The organism is Fictibacillus phosphorivorans (genome assembly GCF_001619875.1).
GTDB classification, from domain to species: domain Bacteria; phylum Bacillota; class Bacilli; order Bacillales; family Fictibacillaceae; genus Fictibacillus; species Fictibacillus phosphorivorans_B.
Map to the genome: position 1 here is coordinate 1 of NZ_LRFC01000022.1, position 3,285 is coordinate 3,285.

Here is a 3,285-nt window from a genome sequence, read left to right on the forward strand (position 1 = left end):
TCAATTAGATGCGAAAGTTCAAGAACGCGTTGAATTAATTACAGGTGCTAAAACATTGCTTGGAGATTCTTTTGATTTCACAGGTAAATCTGATCGTGAAGTGAAGGAAGCTGTAATTCAGAAAGCTTCTCCTGATTTTAAAGGTGATGGAAAGTCAGATGAATATATCAATGCTTTCTATGACGCAACTGTTGAACGCGTTAAGTCAGATGGTTTTTCTTCAACAGGAACAAACCATATGTTTTCAGGTGATGGCTCTAAGAAAAACAAAGAGCTTGAGGAAAAGAAGCAAAAGCGATTAAACATGAAAGAAAATAAATAAGGAGGCGACAACATGTCGATTACTACTTACGATAAGTACATGCCCGAAGCTGGTGGTCCAGGGAAATTAGCAAATTATCAAGATTATAGTGCAGATACAAAAGCTGCAGCTGAGGTTGTTCCTTTTGGATCTCCAGTTCAGTTAGATGTAACAGGTGAAAAGGTTACCCAAGTTAAGGCTGCAGGTAAGCCATATGGAATTGCTCTTGCTCAAGAGGTACATGACTGGGTAACAAACGCAAACGATCAAAACTACCCTTTAAATGCTCCTGTAGCGGTTGTAAGAAAGGGTGTTATTTGGGTCGAGGTGGCTGAAGACGTAATTACAGGTAAATCAGCTAACGTTAACCCTGCAAATAATAAGTTTTATCCTTCAGATACTGCAACTGCTGGAACGATCGCTTTTCCTTCAGCGACATTCAAGTCAAAAGCATCTGCAGGGTCATTAGCACAAGTAGAAATCAATTTACCTTAAAAGGAGTGAATCACATTGACACAATATCGAGTTGACGGGATGATCCGTCCAGTAGACCTTGAAGCAATTGATAGTAAATTATTCGAAGCAAAGAAAGAGGAGCTTAAAGCACGCTCCATTTTTAATGTGAAAACGGATGTTCACGAGGGAGCAGAAACATATAGCTATGACGTTATCAAACGTTCTGGAGCTGCTAAGATTCTTGCTCCAGGTGCAGATGATATTCCGTTGGTAGACGCTGACATGGAACGACATACGGAGAAGATTTACTCCATTGCTGCAGCTTTCCGTATTTCGGTTCAAGAAGTTCGTCAAGCTGCTTTATCTGGCCGTCCTGTTGAAGCTACTAAAGCAGAGACAGCACGTAAAGCGATTGCAGAAAAGGAAAACCGCCTAGTGTGGATCGGTGATGCTACTCACAATATTCTTGGGGTGACTAATGCTGTTGGTATCCAAGTTATGGCCGTAGCAAATAACGCTGGTGGGACTTCTACAAAGTGGAAAGACAAAACAGGAAGAGAGATTGTTGCAGATCTTCGTACTGCTCGTAAGGCCGTAAATAAACTGCCTGGCCATACAGCAAACACTCTTGTTGTAACACCGGATGCAATGGAAGAGCTTGAAAAAGAGTATAACGAATATACTGGCCAAACTGTGCTTCAGTACCTTAAGAGCCAAGGATGGTTTACTACAGTAGAATTCACTTCTGATCTTGAAAAGCGCGGTGTAGGAGCTACTGATAGCTTCCTAGTTTTTGATAACTCTCCAGACGTTGTTGAAATCCTTATTCCTATGGATATTAAGCGTCATCCGGAAGAGTATAAGTTCCCGAATACGAAGGTGCCTTTGGAAGAACGTACAGGTGGAGCGATCGTTCGTTATCCTATGGCAATCGTGAGAGGAGATGGAATCTAATGTTAGTACAAAACAAAGGAAATTATATCTTGCATGCAGCGGGTGTCATGTTGATTCCAGGTGCTAATAAAATTAGTGAAGCTGAATGGAAAGATTTCAGCTCTCATCCTATTATGAAAAAAGTTGTTGATGATGGAGATGTTGTTGCTGAGAAGTCATTTGGTGAGCTGACTGCACCCAAAGCAGTTGAACTTGTGAAGGATACATTTGATCCGTCCCTTTTAGAAGCTTGGAAGAAGGAAGATTCTCGTAAAACTGTTCAAGAAGCGATCGACGCTCAATTAGCTGTTATTAACGGTGAAAATGAAGACGAATAGAGGTTGATATCTATGGATGCAACAACTCTTCGAAATCGAATTAAAAACATGGGTAAAGAGTTAAACAAACTCACTGATGACCAACTGAATATGTACATTGAGGACGCTTCTCTTGAGGTGTCCTCTTTAAATGTGAAGCCAGAGCAAATAGAGCGATTAACGCGCTATCTTGCTGCTCATCTTGCCACAGTAAGCATTAGAAAAGTAGTTAAAGAGAAGGTAGATTCATTGGAAAGGACTTACGCCTCTTCAGGCGAATCTGTCGGCTTGGATACTACACCATTCGGTCAAGAGTTTCAAAGAATCTTAAATTCTCTTCGTGGACGTAAAACACTTAATTTGACGGTGCTGTAATATGGCACGTAAACGAGTGAGAATCGTCACTAAAAGGGATGTCATTCCTGATCTGATCAAAGCATTAGAAGAACTAAATAAATACTCGGTAGAAATCGGTATTTTCGCTTCGGACGACTCTTTTTATGCGATGATTGCCAATGTCCATGAGTTTGGAATCACGATAAGGGCCAAAGGAAAAGCTCTAACGATACCAACCGCAGAGGCAAAGGGTAGGAAGGCTTCTGAAATACCAGGTTTGTTTCAGCCAAAGGGGAAGAACATCTTAGCTGTTCAAGACGGTGATAAACTAATCACCATGTTCATCCTTATAAAGAGTGTGACGATACCAGAACGTTCTTTTGTCCGTTCTACGTTTGATGAAAAGAACGATGACTGGGTTAAATTTGTTGAAGGTCAGCTTCAGCAGATCGTTGACTTGAAAATCAAGGGAAAAACATTGTATGAACGTTTAGGTGCTCTTATAGCAGCAGATATTCAAGACAAGATAACCACCTTGAAATCCCCTGCTAATGCGAAGTTAACGATCGAAAACAAAGGCTCCTCGAATCCACTGGTAGACACAGGAGGATTACGTGCAAGAGTCACATGGAGAGTGGTGAAGCAAGTATGACTCTTGAATCATTTGAATTTAAAGAAATGATTGACGATTGGGGTTTTACTCTTACTTATCATCCATCACCTAAAGAAAGTGGGTGGCAAGAGAATGGTGATCCTATCGAAGGTGGAGCAGTAGATCCTGTTCAAATAATAGGAGTTATCTTACCTCTATCGGATGATGAACTGCGTTATGTGGATCAAGGGACCTATACCACGAAAGACCGTAAGATCATTACCACTTCTGAATTGAAGTTTGGTCAAACGGTTGAACATAAGGGAATCCCTTATACAGTCCAGAACTTG

The 3,285-nt window shown here is 41.0% G+C and carries 6 protein-coding genes and 1 pseudogene; all 7 read left to right on the top strand.

Annotated elements, in window-relative coordinates; genetic code table 11:
- A pseudogene (locus AWM68_RS21730) lies at positions 1-322 on the top strand (DUF2213 domain-containing protein); the annotation flags it as partial.
- A gap of 12 nt (positions 323-334) precedes the next feature.
- Positions 335-796 carry a structural cement protein Gp24 gene (locus tag AWM68_RS09500; protein WP_066240466.1) on the top strand — a complete coding sequence of 154 codons (462 nt, stop codon included), beginning with the start codon at positions 335-337 and terminating at the stop codon, positions 794-796.
- Positions 797-811: 15 nt separating this feature from the next.
- The gene (locus AWM68_RS09505; protein WP_156488372.1) at positions 812-1,711 is read left to right on the top strand and encodes a DUF2184 domain-containing protein; all 900 of its coding nucleotides are present in this window, start codon (positions 812-814) and stop codon (positions 1,709-1,711) included.
- A complete protein-coding gene (locus AWM68_RS09510) occupies positions 1,711-2,028 on the top strand; it encodes a hypothetical protein (RefSeq protein ID WP_066240469.1) in 318 nt (105 codons plus the stop codon). Before AWM68_RS09505 ends, AWM68_RS09510 begins: the two co-directional genes overlap by 1 nt.
- 12 nt (positions 2,029-2,040) lie before the next feature.
- The gene (locus tag AWM68_RS09515) at positions 2,041-2,382 is read left to right on the top strand and encodes a DUF4054 domain-containing protein (RefSeq protein WP_066240472.1); all 342 of its coding nucleotides are present in this window, start codon (positions 2,041-2,043) and stop codon (positions 2,380-2,382) included.
- Position 2,383: 1 nt separating this feature from the next.
- The gene (locus AWM68_RS09520) at positions 2,384-2,995 is read left to right on the top strand and encodes a hypothetical protein (protein ID WP_156488373.1); all 612 of its coding nucleotides are present in this window, start codon (positions 2,384-2,386) and stop codon (positions 2,993-2,995) included.
- The coding region (locus AWM68_RS09525; RefSeq protein WP_197468158.1) for a hypothetical protein at positions 2,992-3,285 on the top strand (294 nt) is incomplete at its 3' end. The genes AWM68_RS09520 and AWM68_RS09525, both read left to right, overlap by 4 nt.